This is a genomic window from Streptomyces griseorubiginosus, from assembly GCF_036345115.1.
In the GTDB taxonomy this organism is placed as follows: domain Bacteria; phylum Actinomycetota; class Actinomycetes; order Streptomycetales; family Streptomycetaceae; genus Streptomyces; species Streptomyces griseorubiginosus_C.
Genome location: NZ_CP107766.1, coordinates 1,751,558 through 1,765,727 on the forward strand (window position 1 = coordinate 1,751,558; position 14,170 = coordinate 1,765,727).

Consider the following 14,170-nt stretch of genomic DNA (forward strand, 5'->3'; position numbering starts at 1 on the left):
GTCATAGATGACTGAGCGTCAGAACGCCGAAGCGGCTGGGGAGCCCGCGCCTGCGCCGCAGGCGCAAAGGGAAAGGGACCGGCCGTGGCTCATGCGCACGTACGCCGGTCACTCCACGGCCGAGGCGTCCAACGAGCTGTACCGGCGCAACCTCGCCAAGGGCCAGACGGGTCTGTCGGTCGCCTTCGACCTGCCGACCCAGACCGGCTACGACTCCGACCACATCCTCGCCCGCGGCGAGGTGGGCCGGGTCGGCGTGCCCATCGCGCACCTCGGTGACATGCGACGGCTGTTCCAGGACATCCCCCTGGAGCAGATGAACACCTCGATGACGATCAACGCCACCGCCATGTGGCTGCTGGCGCTCTACCAGGTCGTCGCCGAGGAGCAGGGTGCGGACATCACCAAGCTCCAGGGCACGACCCAGAACGACATCGTCAAGGAGTACCTGTCCCGCGGAACGCACGTCTTCCCGCCGGGGCCGAGCCTGCGCCTGACGACGGACATGATCGCGTACACGGTCTCCCACATGCCCAAGTGGAACCCGATCAACATCTGCAGCTACCACCTGCAGGAGGCGGGCGCCACACCGGTCCAGGAGATCGCGTACGCGATGTCCACGGCGATCGCGGTCCTGGACGCCGTCCGGGACTCCGGCCAGGTGCCGCAGGAGCGCATGGGCGACGTCGTCGGCCGGATCTCCTTCTTCGTGAACGCGGGCGTCCGCTTCATCGAGGAGATGTGCAAGATGCGCGCCTTCGGCCGCATCTGGGACCGGATCACGCTGGAGCGGTACGGCATCCAGAACCCCAAGCACCGCCGCTTCCGGTACGGCGTCCAGGTCAACTCCCTCGGGCTGACCGAGGCGCAGCCGGAGAACAACGTCCAGCGGATCGTCCTCGAGATGCTGGCCGTGACCCTCTCCAAGGACGCACGCGCGCGTGCCGTGCAGCTGCCGGCCTGGAACGAGGCGCTGGGTCTGCCCCGGCCCTGGGACCAGCAGTGGTCGCTGCGCATCCAGCAGGTCCTCGCCCACGAGAGCGACCTGCTGGAGTACGAGGACATCTTCGAGGGCTCGCACGTCATCGAGGCGAAGGTCGCGAAGCTCGTCGAGGAGTCCCTCGCGGAGATCGAGCGGATCCAGGAGATGGGCGGCGCCATGGCGGCCGTCGAGTCGGGCTACCTGAAGTCGCAGCTCGTCTCGTCGCACGCCGAGCGGCGGGCTCGTATTGAGTCCGGTCAAGAGAAGATCGTGGGCGTCAACATCTTCAACACGACCGAGCCGAATCCCTTGACCGCGGATCTCGATCAAGCGATCCAGACAGTCGATCCAGCTGTCGAGGCCCGGGTCATCGCGTCGCTCCAGAACTGGCGCGACACCCGCTACCAGCCGCCCTTCAATCACCCGCGCCCCTGCAAGGCGCTGGAGAAGCTGAAGGAGGCCGCGCGCGGCACCGGCAACCTCATGGAGGCCACACTGGAGTGCGCCCGCGCGGGTGCCACGACCGGTGAGTGGGCCGGGGCGCTGCGGGAGGTGTTCGGGGAGTTCCGGGCACCCACGGGCGTCTCGTCGGCCCCGGTCGCGGTCCCCGCGGAGGAGGGCTCGGCGATGGCCGAGGTGCGCCGCAAGGTCGACCTCACGGCGAAGGACCTCGGCGTCGGCAAGCTGCGCTTCCTGGTCGGCAAGCCGGGTCTGGACGGGCACTCCAACGGGGCCGAGCAGATCGCGGTGCGCGCGCGTGACGCCGGCTTCGAGGTGGTCTACCAGGGCATCCGGCTGACCCCGGAGCAGATCGTGGACGCGGCCCTCGCGGAGGACGTGCACGCGGTCGGCCTGTCGATCCTGTCCGGGTCGCACGCGCAGCTGGTTCCGGACGTCCTCGAACGGCTCCGTGTGGCCGGTGCCACAGATATACCTGTCATCGCCGGTGGGATCATCCCCAATGGAGATGCCGAGCAGCTGCGGGCAGCCGGCGTGGCCGCGGTCTTCACCCCGAAGGACTTCGACATCACCGGAATCATCGGCCGGATCGTCGACGAGATCCGCAACGCGAACAAGCTCGACCCCCTGGAGGTCCCCGCATGACCGTCAACCGTCTGCGTCCCCGCCGCTCGTGTCTCGCGGTACCGGGAAGCAACCCCCGCTTCCTGGAGAAGGCGCAGGGCCTCCCGGCGGACCAGGTCTTCCTCGACCTGGAGGACGCGTGCGCCCCGCTCGCCAAGCCCGAGGCGCGGCACACCATCGTCAAGTTCCTCAACGAGGGTGACTGGACCGGCAAGACGAGGGTCGTGCGGGTCAACGACTGGACGACCGAGTGGACGTACCGCGATGTCGTCACGGTCGTAGAGGGGGCCGGCCAGAACCTCGACTGCATCATGCTGCCGAAGGTGCAGGACGCCCAGCAGATCGTCGCCCTCGATCTCCTGCTGACGCAGATCGAGAAGACGATGGGCTTCGAGCTCGGCAAGATCGGCATCGAGGCGCAGATCGAGAACGCGCAGGGCCTCAACAACGTCAATGAGATCGCTCAAGCCAGTCAACGTGTCGAGACGATCATCTTCGGCCCGGCCGACTTCATGGCGTCGATCAACATGAAGTCGCTGGTCGTGGGCGAGCAGCCGCCCGGCTACCCGGCGGACGCCTACCACTACATCCTGATGAAGATCCTGATGGCCGCCCGCGCCAACAACCTCCAGGCGATCGACGGCCCCTACCTGCAGATCCGCAACATCGACGGCTACCGCGAGGTCGCCCAGCGCGCCGCCGCGCTCGGCTTCGACGGCAAGTGGGTGCTGCACCCGGGCCAGGTCGAGGCGTCCAACGAGATCTTCTCGCCCTCCCAGGAGGACTACGACCACGCCGAGCTGATCCTGGACGCGTACGACTACTACACGTCCGAGGCGGGCGGCAAGAAGGGCTCGGCGATGCTCGGCGACGAGATGATCGACGAGGCCAGCCGCAAGATGGCGCTGGTGATCTCCGGCAAGGGGCGGGCCGCCGGCATGCAGCGGACGTCGAAGTTCGAGATCCCGGAGGCCTGAGCGCGATGCAGTTCGGACGCACCTACGAGGAGTTCGAGGTCGGGGCGGTCTACAAGCACTGGCCCGGGAAGACGGTCACGGAGTACGACGACCACCTCTTCTGCCTCCTCACCATGAACCACCACCCGCTCCACATGGACGTCAACTACGCCGAGAAGACGACGGACTTCGGCAAGAACGTCGTGGTCGGGAACTACATCTACTCCCTGCTGCTCGGCATGTCGGTGCCGGACGTCTCCGGGAAGGCGATCGCCAACCTGGAGATCGAGTCGCTGAAGCACGTGGCGCCGACCTTCCACGGCGACACGATCTACGGCCAGACGACCGTGCTCGACAAGTGGCCCTCCAAGTCGAAGAACGACCGCGGGATCGTCTACGTCGAGACCAAGGGCTACAAGCAGGACGGCACGCTGGTCTGCGTGTTCCGCCGCAAGGTCATGGTGCCCACCGAGACCTACATCAAGGAGCGCGGCGGCGAGCAGCCCGGCCGCCCGGAACTTCAGGAGGGCTGAGCCCGATGGCACGCCTCGCCCAGACCGCCGGTCTGACCGACATCCAGCAGGAGATCCTGTCCACGGTCCGCGACTTCGTGGACAAGGAGATCATCCCGGTCGCGACCGAGCTGGAGCACCGCGACGAGTACCCGCAGCAGATCGTCGACGGGCTCAAGGAGTTGGGCCTGTTCGGCCTGATGATCCCCGAGGAGTACGGCGGTCTGGGCGAGTCCCTCCTGACGTACGCGCTGTGCGTAGAGGAGATCGCCCGCGGGTGGATGTCGGTGTCCGGCATCATCAACACCCATTTCATCGTGGCGTACATGCTCAAGCAGCACGGTACGCAGGAGCAGAAGGACCACTTCCTGCCGCGGATGGCGGCCGGCGACATCCGGGGTGCCTTCTCGATGTCGGAGCCGGGTCTCGGCTCGGACGTGTCCGCCATCACCTCCAAGGCGGTCAAGGACGGTGACGAATACGTCCTCAACGGCCAGAAGATGTGGCTGACCAACGGCGGAACGTCAAGTCTGGTCGCCGTTCTCGTCCGAAGTGATGAAGGACACCCCGAGGGCACCGCGCCCCACAAGTCGATGACGACCTTCCTGATCGAGAAGGAGCCCGGTTTCGGAGAGGTCCGTCCGGGCCTCACCATCCCCGGGAAGATCGACAAGATGGGCTACAAGGGTGTCGACACCACCGAGCTGATCATGGATGGCCTGCGCCTTCCGGCCGATCGGGTGCTCGGCGGGACCACCGGCCGAGGTTTTTACCAAATGATGGACGGCGTGGAAGTGGGTCGCGTGAATGTGGCGGCGCGTGGTTGCGGCGTCGCTCAGCGTGCCTTCGAACTGGGTGTCCAGTACGCCCAGCAGCGCCACACTTTCGGCAAGCCGATCGCTCAGCACCAGGCGATTCAGTTCAAGCTGGCCGAGATGGCTACCAAGGTCGAGGCCGCGCATGCGATGATGGTCAACGCGGCACGCAAAAAGGACTCCGGGGAGCGAAACGACCTTGAGGCAGGGATGGCGAAGTACCTCGCCTCCGAATACTGCAAGGAGGTCGTGGAAGACGCCTTCCGGATCCACGGCGGCTACGGCTTCTCCAAGGAGTACGAGATCGAGCGCCTCTACCGTGAGGCTCCGATGCTGCTGATCGGTGAAGGTACCGCCGAGATCCAGAAAATGATCATCGGTCGCAGGCTGCTCGAAGAGTATCGGTTCCAAGGCTAGATGTCCGGATACGGGGTGTTTTCTTGGAGAAGAAGATCACACCCCGTCAACGGGCTTCAGTCGCCGACTCGGCTTCCTGGCTTGCCCAGTTGTGGCCTCCGACCGGTACGATCCCGGAAAGCCGCCGTCCCCCGTCTAGTGCGCGGCATCATCCGCTACGAAGGTCATCCATGCCCCACAGCCAAACCTCTGCACCTCGCGACAGCCTGGCAGGCGTACGCCTCGCGCGCGGAGCATCGCCGTGGCTCCTCCCGACCGTCGCCACCGCAGCCGTCAGCCTGCTGCGCGCACGCCGCTCCGGCGTCGCGAAGGCCGTCGCCGTGCCCACCACCGCGTTGGCGGCGGGCATGCTGTGGTTCTTCCGCGACCCCGAGCGCGAGATCGCCCCGGGCCGGGTCATCTCCCCGGCCGACGGTGTGGTGCAGAGCATCATGCCGTGGAAGGACGGTCGCACCCGCGTCGCGATCTTCATGAGCCCGCTCAACGTCCACGTCAACCGCGCGCCGCTCTCCGGCACGGTGACGTCGGTCGAGCACATCCCCGGCGGGTTCGTTCCGGCGTTCAACAAGGAGAGCGAGAACAACGAGCGCGTCGTCTGGCACTTCGACACCGAACTCGGTGACATCGAGATGATCCAGATCGCCGGCGCGGTGGCCCGTCGTATCGTCCCCTACATCCCGCAGGGCACGAAGGTCGAGCAGGGTGACCGCATCGGTCTGATCCGGTTCGGCTCGCGCGTCGACATCTACCTGCCCGAGGGCGTGGAGGTCGCGGTCGAGGTCGGCCAGAAGACGACGGCTGGGGTGACTCGCATTGACCGTGATTGATCCCGAGACCCAGGCGGGCTGGGTGCCCGAGGCCGACGAGGTCGACGACGAGGAGGAGATGCCTCTTTCTCTCCGCCTCTCAATAGCGGACACCCTCACCCTCGGCAACGCCACGTGCGGCTTCATGGCGGTGTACTTCACCACCACCGGCATCCTGATCCCGCACCTCACCGACAGCCAGGAGTCCGGCATGGCGCGCAACAGCGCGGCCACCGCCGTCATCCTGATGCTGTGCGCGGCGGTCTTCGACCTGTTCGACGGCCTGGTGGCGCGCAAGCTGCGGTCCTCGCCGATGGGCGCGGAGCTGGACAACCTCTCCGACCTGATCAGCTTCGGCCTCGCGCCGGCGTACTTCGTCCTCGTCTACGGCATGGTGGCGGACGACGCGTCGCAGAAGGTGGCCGCGGTCGGAGCGGTGGTGGTGCTGCTGGCGGTGGTGCTGAGACTCGCGCGGTTCTCGTGTGTGACGGTGAAGGACGGCACGTTCCAGGGCATGCCGTCGCCGTTCGGGGCGCTGACGGTGGTCTCGATCGTCCTTCTGGAGCTGCCCTTCGTGGCGACGCTCCTGGCGATCCTGGGGACGGCGTGGCTGATGGTGAGCCGGGTCGAGTACCCGAAGCCGCGGGGCCGCCTCGCGGTCGGGATGCTCTCCTGGATCGTCCTGGGCATGGGCCTGCTCGCGGCCTGGGCGTTCGGCGCCCCGGGCGGCCAGCTGCTGCTCCAGACGGGGTGCGCCCTCCAGCTCGTCATGGGCGCGGTGATCCCCCTGTTCGCCACGGCCCGCCGGGTGAACAACTTCCGCGACAACAGGCGTGAGGCGCGGGCGGCACAGCTGCCGTAGCGCTGACAGTACGTGCGTGAGGGGCTCGAACCGATTCCGGTTCGAGCCCCTCGTCGTTGCGGCCGCGTCGGGTGGTAGGCAGTCGAGACCCGGGGCGCCGGTCGCCGGCGGTGGCTGCCTGCTGAAGCCGGCCGCTCGGCATCCCCCGGAGCGGGGTCTGATGGCGGCCCGCTGGAGCCGGGCGGACGCATATGGGCCTGCGGTAGTCCCGGGCGAGGGGACGGGCTGGACTCTCCCAGCGCCAGCCGCTCGGCCCAGTGGCTCCGAGCCCACGCCCGTAGCCGTAGGCGGCCCCCACGCCCCCTACGCCCTCCCGCGGCTTCTCACGCCCCCGGCGTGTACGCCTGCGCCGCCTCCGAGGCTCCCGCCTCCCGTACGACCTTCATGCCGCCCGTGACGCTCTTGTCGGGCTGGAGGATCACGCTCTCCCGGGACGACGGGGCCTTCGGGTCGGTGAAGTCCTGGGTGACGCCGAAGCCGATGTCGTAGGAGTTGATCGACAGCAGGGCCTTGTCGACGCCCGCCCTGGTGAGGTCCTTGTTCGTGCATGCCTTCTTCAGGGCCTCGCCGAAGGCCGACGCGGCGGTCCAGCCGGCGACGATGCCGTTGTCCAGGGCGTCGTCCGGGTACGCGGCCCGGTAGTCGGCGACCAGCTTCTTCGCCTCGGGCGTGTCCGCGCCGATGGGGAGCGAGGGCGAGGCCACATAGTAGTTCTTCATCAGGGCCGGGCCCGCCTGGGTCGCCAGGAGCTGTGGCGCGAACGCCGAGTTGTTGCCGATCACCGGCACGCCGAAGCCGCTCGCCGCCGCCACCCCGACCAGCGAGGCCGCCTGCCGCGGCCCGGCGCTGATCACGATCGCCTTGACCCCGGCCTGCTTGAGTGCGGTGACCTGGGCCGTCATGTCGTTGTCGGTCGGCTTGATCTTCTGCTCGACGACGGTCAGCCCGGCCTCCTTCGCGATGTGCCGCGAACCGACCAGCGCGCTCTCGCCGTAGTCGCCCTCGAAGTACACATGGCCGATCTTGTCGCCCTTCCGGATCCCCTTCTCCTTGATCAGGAAGTCGACCGCGTTGATGGTCTCGATGTCGTACGTCGATCCGATGACCCGGATGTAGGGGCTGCCGAGCAGCGCCGACGACCAGGCCTGCGGCAGCACCAGCCCCTTGTCCTGGCCGTCGATCCGCTGCTTGACCGCGGCGACGAAGGGCGAGCCGATGAACTGCGTGAAGCCCAGCACCTTCGGCTCCAGCTCGGTGTAGCCGGAGACGGCCTTCTGCGGGTCGTAGCCGTGGTCGCGGACCGAGAGCGCCACCTTGTGGCCGCAGACACCCCCGGCGGCGTTGAGCTGCTTCACGTACAGCTGCTGGGCCTGGGTGACGCTCTTGCCGAGGGTCGCGTAGACGCCGGTCATGTCGGTGAGCGCGCCGAGGGTGATCGTCTTCCCGGAGACGCCCTCCCCGGTCCTCACCCCGCCCGCGGCCGCTTTGTCGCCGTCCCCGTCGGAGTCCTTGGCCTTGGAGCTGCAGCCGGCGAGTACCAGCAGCGCGGCGAGGGCACCGGCGGCGGTCCTGGTCACGTATGTCGTCGTGATCATCGTTCCTCCGAGTGGGTTCTGGTGCGACGCCGGGCGGCCACGCTGACCAGACCGCCGGGCAGGAACAGCACCACCAGCACGACGGCGGCGCCGTAGAGGTACCGGGACGCCTCGCCCGGTGCGATCCCGCCCGTGCCGGGGGCGGAGACGAGCGGCAGCGCGTCGCTCCAGCGGGTCAGCAGCTGTGGCAGCAGGGACACGAAGACGGCTCCGGCCACCGCCCCGGAGACCGAGCCGAGCCCGCCGATGACGATCATCGCGAGGTATTCGAGCGAGAGCGTGATGCCGAAGTAGTCGGGCACCGTCCGCTGGAAGACCAGCGCGAGCAGGACGCCCGCGAGGCCTGCGTACATCGACGACAGCACGAAGACCGCGGCCCGCTGGCGGGCGACCGGCACGCCGAGCACTCCGGCCGCGATGCGGTGGTCGCGGATGGCGTTCATGGCCCGTCCCGGCCGGCCGCGCAGGACACCGCGTGCGAACAGGGCGCCGGCCGCCAGCAGGACCAGACCCGCGTACCAGAGCTTCTCCGCCGACCCGAACGGCACCGCGGCGACGAGGAGTTCGCGGTCGTCGAAGGTGAGGCCGAACAGGCTCAGCGGCGGTACGTCACGGCCGTTGGCGCCGCCGGTCAGGTCGTGCGCGTTGAACATCACGTGCTGGCCGATGAAGACGAGCGCGAGCGTGGCGATGCCCAGGTAGGCGCCGCTGAGCCGCCCGGAGATGGGGCTGAACAGCCCGCCCGCGACCCCGGCGACCAGCACCGCGAGCACGGCCGCGAGCCAGGTGGGCAGGCCGAGCCCGGTCAGCCCGTCGCCGCCGTCGGCCGCGAACACGCAGTAGCCGTAGGCCCCGACGGCGAGGAAGAAGGCGTGTCCCATGGAGAGCTGTCCGGTCGCGCCGGTGAGGAGGTTGATGCCGATCGCGCCGATCGCCGCGGCCATCGCGAACAGCCCCGCCTGGAGCCAGAAGCGGTCCAGGTAGAAGGGCAGGGCGAGGAGCAGGACGGCCACCGCGGTCCAGAGGTAGGTCCGCGCGCTCAGCAGCCTGAGCGGTCTCACCAGGGCCTCAGACACGGGCGAGCTCCTTGGTGCCGAACAGCCCCGCGGGCCGTATGAGCAGGATCGCGACCATCACGAGGTAGGGGGCCAGATCCCCCAGCCCCCGGCCCAGGAAGGTCAGATCGCTCTGGTAGCCGGTGGCCAGGGATTCCGTGACGCCGACCAGCAGGCCGCCGACCAGGGCGCCCGTCGTCGAGTCGAGGCCGCCGAGGATGGCCGCCGGGAATGCCTTGAGGGCGGCGAGCGAGGTGGCCCGTTCCAGTCCCGGGGTCGGGAAGACGGTGAGGAACAGGGCGGCCACGGCGGCGAGTCCGCCCGCCACCGCCCACGCGCCGAGCGACACCCGCCCGAGCCGTACGCCCATCAGCGCGGCCGTCTCCGCGCTCTCCGCCGCCGCCCGCATCGCCACGCCCCACGCCGTGTACCGGAAGGCCAGCAGGAACGCCGTGATGAGCAGCGCGGCGGCCACGAACGCGGCGATCCGGGTGTGCGCGAGGGAGATCGGGCCGAGCCTCAGCACGGCGTCGCCCCACGGGTCGCCGAGGGCGAGGACGTCGGTACCGATACGGCGGGTCAGTTCGGTGGTGAGCAGGATGTCGACGCCGATGGTGACGATCGCCAGCACGCTGTGGTCGCTGCCCCGGTAGCGCCGCATCACGAAGAACTCCACGGCCGCCCCGACCAGCGCGGCCCCCGCGATCCCTACGAGCAGCGCGGGCCAGAAGCCCAGGTCGTCGTGGAGGGTCGCGGTGACGTATCCGCCCGCCAACAGCAGGGAGGCGTGGGCGAAGTTGACGACCTCGGTGGCCCGGAAGATCACCACGAACCCGAGCGCGATCAGCGCGTACACCGACCCCAACGAGACGCCGTTCAGCAGGATCTCGGCGAAGGTGCTCATGACGCCGTCCCCAAGTACGCCTGTACGACCGCTGGATCGTTCTGTACGTCCGCGGGGGCGCCGTCGGCGATCCGGCGCCCGAAGTCCAGTACGGTCACCGCGTCCGCGAGCCGCATCACCACCCCCATGTCGTGTTCCACCAGCACGATCGAGATGCCGAGGGAGTCGCGGACTCCCGCGATCACCGCGGCCGTCCGACGTCGTTCGTCGGCGGTCATGCCCGCGACCGGCTCGTCGAGGAGCAGCAGCCGGGGTTCCATGCACAGCGCGCGGGCGAGTTCGGCGAGCTTCTGCTGCCCGTACGGCAACGAACCCGCCGGACGGTCCAGGCAGTCCGCGATGCCGACGAACTCGGCGATCTCCCGGACGCGTTCGCGGTGCCGGTGCTCCTCCCGGGTCGCCGACGGCAGGCGAAGTCCCGCGGCCAGGAACCCGGTTCGGGTGAGCCGGTGACGGCCCAGCAGCAGGCAGTCCTCGACGGAGGCGCGGGGCGGCAGCGCGAGGTTCTGGAAGATGCGGGCCACGCCGAGCGCGGCGATGCGGTGCGCGGGCAGGCCGGTCAGCTCGTGTGCGCCGAAGCGGACACTGCCCGCGGTGGCCCGGTAGACGCCGGACAGGACGTTGAAGCAGGTCGACTTTCCTGCCCCGTTGGGGCCGATGAGGGCGTGGACGGTGCCGGGGCGGACGGTGAGGTCGACGGCGTCGAGGGCGGTGAGTCCGGCGAAGCGGACGGTGAGGTGACGTACTTCCAGGGGCGGGATGTCCTGCTCGGTCACCCTTCCCACCTCGCCAGGGTCCGTCCGGTCGCCTGAGCCGCGTCGGCCGCCGCGTCCTCGTCGACCACGCCGAGGTAGCGGCGGCGGACCTCGTCGGAGGCGGCGAGTTCCGCGGCCGGGCCCGACAGGGTGACCTCGCCGACTTCGAGGACGTACGCGCGCGTGGCGAGGCTCAGGGCGAGGGCCGCGTTCTGTTCGACGAGGAGGACCGAGGTGCCCTGGGCGTTGATCTCGCGGACGGTGTCGGCGATGCGCCGGGCCATGAGCGGGGCGAGGCCGAGGGAGGGTTCGTCGAGGAGCAGGACGCGTGGGCCGGCCATCAGGGCGCGGGCGACGGCGAGCATCTGCTGTTCGCCGCCGGAGAGGAGTCCGGCGCGCTGCGCGGCGCGTTCGGCGAGGACGGGGAAGAGGTCGTGGACGCGGTCGAGAGCCGCCGAACGGCCCGGTCTGCTGCCGCCGAGGGCGCCGGCACGGAGGTTGTCGGCGACCGTCATGCGGGCGAACACCCTTCTGCCCTCCGGGACTTGGGAGACCCCGGCGGCGACCACCCGGTCCGGGGCCAGGTGGTCGAGGCGGCGGCCGTCCAGGGTCACCGTGCCCCCGGTGACCGCGCCGCCGTGAAAGGAGAGGGTCCGGCTGATCGCCCTCAGCAGGGTCGACTTGCCGGCGCCGTTTCCGCCGAGCACCGTCACCACGGACCCCTCGGGCGCCTCCAGGGACACCCGGCGCAGGGCGCGCACGGGGCCGTATCCGACCGACAGGTCCTGGACGACCAGTCCGGCTCCGGTCATCGACTCCCCCCTTGTCCGTACTCGGTGTGGCGCTCACCCCAGCACCGGCGCGGGCGTGCGTCCACGGCCCCCGGCGGAATCGCTGCGGGTGCCCAGCGGGCCGGTGCCGCCGTTGTGCGCGCGCACAACACCGCGTGTCAGGGGCCTGTGCGAGGCCGGGTCCGGGTGGCATCCTCCGGGAATGGGAGGGCGACGACCGCGGACCGGTCATGACTGGAAGCTGCTCGCGGAGTCCTGCACGGCTCTGCTGGAACGGGTGCCGGAGCTCGTCGACGAGCACCTGCGCCAACTCACCGACCACTCCCCCGTCTACGGGCAGGTGCTGCCGTACGACCAGCAGTGGCGGGAGGCCGAGGAGGCGATGCGGATCGGCATCGAGACGATCTCCGCGCCCCGGGACTCACCGCGCCGCGACCTGGAGTACGCCGAGGACGCGGGCCGGCGCCGGGCCCACCAGGGGCTGCCGCTGGACCTCCTGGTGCACGCCTACCGGAACGCCGGCTACCTGGTGTGGGACGCGCTCGTGGAGGGGACGACCGGGCGGGAGCCGGAGCGGCTCGCGGCGCTGATGCGGTCGACGACGATGGTGTGGTCGGCGGTGGACGCACAGGCGCAGGCGGCCTCGGAGGCGTACCGGGCCACCGAGGCGGAGCTGCGGCGGCGCACGGACGAGCAGTTGCAGGCGCTCCTCGACGCCCTGCTGGAGGGCCAGGCGACACCCGGGCTCGCGGCGCGGGCTGCGGCGGGCCTCGATCTGCCGGAGCACGGGCCGTACGCGGTGGTGGTGCTGCGGGCCGAGCGGCGGGAGTCCGCCGAGCGGCCGCTGCGGGGTGCCGGGTTCCGGTTCATCTGGCGGATGCGGGCCGACGGCGAGGTGGCGGTCGTGGCGCTCACGCCCGGTCAGGGACTGGACGCAGTGGTGCGGGCGCTGGAGGGGCGTTGTGCGGGGCCGGGCGGGATCAGTCCGGTGGTGCCGGGCCTGGCCGAGCTGGGGCGGGCCCGACGGCTCGCCGAGCTGGCCCTGCGCACGTGTCCGCCGGACGGCACCGCGGTCCTACGCCTTGATCAGCGGATGCCGACCGCGCTGGTGGTGAGCCAGCCGGAGCTGGCCGACCGGCTGGTGTCGGACGTGTTCGGGGGGCTCCTGGAGCTGGAGCCCGCCGACCGGGCCGTGCTCCTGGAGACCCTCGACGTGTGGCTGCTGTGCGAGGGCTCGGCGGGGCGGGCCGCCGGACGCCTGTACTGCCACCGCAACACGGTCTTCAACCGGCTACGACGCCTGGAGCAGCTCACGTCCCGGTCGCTGGCCCGGCCGCGGGACCTGATCGAGATGACCCTGGCGCTGGACGCGTACCGGTTGTCGGGCGGGCGGCGCTGAATTCGGAGTACTGACCATTCCGCAGAGGACCTCCTGGCCGGTCTCAGACCAGGAAGTCCCGGCCGATCCGCTCCGCCACGTCCTCCAGGATCGGCCCCGCCTCCGCGATGCACTTCTGGATGTCCGGCTCGGCGTCGGTGAGCGGGTAGGCGCGGCGGATGCCCGCCCGGCCGATGGCCTCCGGCGGCAGCGCGAGGCGGCCGCACACGGCGACGACCTCCTTGCCCTTGGCGCGGGCGGCCGCGGCGACGCCCGCCGGGGCCTTGCCGTGCAGGGTCTGCTCGTCGAGGGAGCCCTCGCCGGTGATCACCAGGTCGGCCCATTCCAGCGCGGGCGCGAAGCCGAGGACGTCGAGCATGACGTCGATGCCGGGGCGGAACCGGGCGCCGATCAGGAGGGCGCCGTAGCCGATGCCGCCGGCCGCGCCCGCACCCGGTGAGGCCGCGTACTCGGCGGCCTTCGCGCCGACGGCGTCCTCCAGGACCTGCGCGTAGTGGGCGAGGGCGCTGTCGAGGGCCTGGACGTCGTCCGGGGAGGCGCCCTTCTGCGGGCCGTAGACCGCGGGCGCGCCCTTGGGGCCGGTCAGCGGGTTGTCGACATCGCTGGCCAGGATGAACTCGACGGCCGCGAGCCGCGGGTCCAAGCCCGACAGGTCGGCCGTGGCGAGGTCGGCGAGACCTCCGCCGCCGGGGGCCACGGGCTCGCCGTCGGCGTCCAGGAAACGGGCGCCGAGGGCCGAGAGCATGCCGGCGCCGCCGTCCGTGGTGGCGCTGCCGCCGACTCCGAACACGATGGTGCGGGCGCCCGCGTCCAGCGCGGCGCGCAGCAGCTCGCCGGAGCCGTACGTGGACGCCGTGAGCGGGGCGAAGACGCCGGCGGGCAGCCGCTGGAGGCCGCTGGCCTCGGCCATCTCGACGACGGCGGTCTCCGCGCGCACCGCGAAGGCGGCGGTGATCTCCTGTCCGAGGGGCCCGGCGACCGCCACTTCCCGGCGCTCGAATCCGGCCGCGACCGCGGCGGCGACGGTGCCGTCACCGCCGTCGGCGACGGGCAGCGCCTCGACCTCCAGGTGCGGCACGACCCGGCGCAGCCCCGCCGTCACCCGCTCGGCGACCTGTACGGCCGTGAGCGAGCCCTTGAACTTGTCCGCGGCGATGAGCACGCGCTGTGTCACGTCTTCCCCTTGCTCTCCGGGCCTCGCGCACGTCAAGGCCAGTCGCGCCGCTGCGACCTTAACC

At 70.4% G+C, this 14,170-nt stretch carries 13 protein-coding genes; 7 read left to right on the forward strand and 6 right to left on the reverse strand.

Annotated features, from left to right (window positions below; genetic code table 11):
• The first annotated feature begins 7 nt into the window (after window positions 1-7).
• From OHN19_RS08075 to pssA, 6 genes are all read left to right on the forward strand, one after another.
• On the forward strand, window positions 8-2,086 hold the full coding sequence (locus OHN19_RS08075; RefSeq protein ID WP_330263502.1) for a protein meaA: 2,079 nt from the start codon (window positions 8-10) through the stop codon (window positions 2,084-2,086).
• On the forward strand, window positions 2,083-3,042 hold the full coding sequence (locus OHN19_RS08080) for a CoA ester lyase (RefSeq protein WP_330263503.1): 960 nt from the start codon (window positions 2,083-2,085) through the stop codon (window positions 3,040-3,042). Before OHN19_RS08075 ends, OHN19_RS08080 begins: the two co-directional genes overlap by 4 nt.
• Before the next feature lie 5 nt (window positions 3,043-3,047).
• Window positions 3,048-3,554, forward strand: coding sequence for a MaoC family dehydratase (locus OHN19_RS08085; protein ID WP_007385824.1), 507 nt, complete (start codon window positions 3,048-3,050; stop codon window positions 3,552-3,554).
• Between the two features lie 5 nt (window positions 3,555-3,559).
• The gene (locus tag OHN19_RS08090) at window positions 3,560-4,765 is read left to right on the forward strand and encodes an acyl-CoA dehydrogenase family protein (protein WP_020133353.1); all 1,206 of its coding nucleotides are present in this window, start codon (window positions 3,560-3,562) and stop codon (window positions 4,763-4,765) included.
• Window positions 4,766-4,935: 170 nt separating this feature from the next.
• The gene (locus tag OHN19_RS08095) at window positions 4,936-5,592 is read left to right on the forward strand and encodes a phosphatidylserine decarboxylase (RefSeq protein ID WP_330263504.1); all 657 of its coding nucleotides are present in this window, start codon (window positions 4,936-4,938) and stop codon (window positions 5,590-5,592) included.
• A 22-nt stretch (window positions 5,593-5,614) separates the two neighbouring features.
• Complete coding sequence (pssA, locus tag OHN19_RS08100; protein ID WP_028808900.1) at window positions 5,615-6,433, forward strand: CDP-diacylglycerol--serine O-phosphatidyltransferase; 819 nt, start codon at window positions 5,615-5,617, stop codon at window positions 6,431-6,433.
• Window positions 6,434-6,756: 323 nt separating this feature from the next.
• Here the strand turns inward: pssA and OHN19_RS08105 are convergent, their stop codons facing one another.
• The 5 genes from OHN19_RS08105 to OHN19_RS08125 are packed head-to-tail and all read right to left on the reverse strand — an operon-like array spanning window position 6,757 to window position 11,554.
• Window positions 6,757-8,028: an ABC transporter substrate-binding protein gene (locus OHN19_RS08105; RefSeq protein WP_330263505.1), complete on the reverse strand. Its 1,272-nt coding sequence runs from the start codon at window positions 8,026-8,028 to the stop codon at window positions 6,757-6,759.
• Complete coding sequence (locus OHN19_RS08110; protein ID WP_330263506.1) at window positions 8,025-9,104, reverse strand: branched-chain amino acid ABC transporter permease; 1,080 nt, start codon at window positions 9,102-9,104, stop codon at window positions 8,025-8,027. The genes OHN19_RS08105 and OHN19_RS08110 overlap by 4 nt, the downstream gene beginning before the upstream one ends.
• Window positions 9,097-9,987 carry a branched-chain amino acid ABC transporter permease gene (locus OHN19_RS08115; RefSeq protein ID WP_330263507.1) on the reverse strand — a complete coding sequence of 297 codons (891 nt, stop codon included), beginning with the start codon at window positions 9,985-9,987 and terminating at the stop codon, window positions 9,097-9,099. The genes OHN19_RS08110 and OHN19_RS08115 overlap by 8 nt, the downstream gene beginning before the upstream one ends.
• Window positions 9,984-10,772: an ABC transporter ATP-binding protein gene (locus OHN19_RS08120; protein ID WP_391194814.1), complete on the reverse strand. Its 789-nt coding sequence runs from the start codon at window positions 10,770-10,772 to the stop codon at window positions 9,984-9,986. Before OHN19_RS08120 ends, OHN19_RS08115 begins: the two co-directional genes overlap by 4 nt.
• Window positions 10,760-11,554 carry an ABC transporter ATP-binding protein gene (locus OHN19_RS08125; protein WP_330263508.1) on the reverse strand — a complete coding sequence of 265 codons (795 nt, stop codon included), beginning with the start codon at window positions 11,552-11,554 and terminating at the stop codon, window positions 10,760-10,762. The genes OHN19_RS08120 and OHN19_RS08125 overlap by 13 nt, the downstream gene beginning before the upstream one ends.
• A 181-nt stretch (window positions 11,555-11,735) precedes the next feature.
• Here OHN19_RS08125 and OHN19_RS08130 point away from each other — a divergent pair, with 181 nt between their 5' ends.
• A complete protein-coding gene (locus OHN19_RS08130) occupies window positions 11,736-12,932 on the forward strand; it encodes a helix-turn-helix domain-containing protein (RefSeq protein ID WP_330263509.1) in 1,197 nt (398 codons plus the stop codon).
• A gap of 43 nt (window positions 12,933-12,975) precedes the next feature.
• Here OHN19_RS08130 and OHN19_RS08135 read toward each other — a convergent pair whose 3' ends face one another.
• The gene (locus OHN19_RS08135) at window positions 12,976-14,094 is read right to left on the reverse strand and encodes a glycerate kinase (protein ID WP_330269552.1); all 1,119 of its coding nucleotides are present in this window, start codon (window positions 14,092-14,094) and stop codon (window positions 12,976-12,978) included.
• Window positions 14,095-14,170: the final 76 nt, after the last annotated feature.